Raw genomic sequence first — 380 nt, 5'->3', positions numbered from 1 at the left:
CAGCACGTTTTCCCGCATGAGCGCTCAGACCTGAGCCACTGGCGCAAGCGGCTCGGCGACAAGCTGGAGCGGTTGTTGGCCGAGAGCCTTCGGGTGGCGCACGCGAGCGGTGCGTTGCGCAGCCAGGACCTCAAGCGGGTCACGGTCGACACGACCGTCCAACCGAAGGCCATCAGCTTTCCGACCGACGCCAAGCTGCTGCATGCAGCGATCCGCGGGTTGAACCGCCTGGCGAGGAAGCACGGGGTCAGGCTGCGGCAATCCTATGTTCGCGTGGCCAAAAGCGCGGCAATGATGGCGGGCCGCTACGCTCATGCCAAACAATTCAACCGGCATCAGCGACAGCTGCGCCTTCTGCGCAGCCGGCTGGGCCGGATCAT

The 380-nt window shown here is 65.5% G+C and carries 1 pseudogene; it reads left to right on the top strand.

The features are described from left to right. Positions 1-380, top strand: a pseudogene (locus XI08_RS03620) (IS5/IS1182 family transposase); the annotation flags it as partial.

This window comes from Bradyrhizobium sp. CCBAU 11361, assembly GCF_028128935.1.
GTDB lineage: Bacteria > Pseudomonadota > Alphaproteobacteria > Rhizobiales > Xanthobacteraceae > Bradyrhizobium > Bradyrhizobium niftali.
Note: the sequence above shows the minus strand (reverse complement) of the source record. Positions and strands in the feature narration are given on the sequence as shown.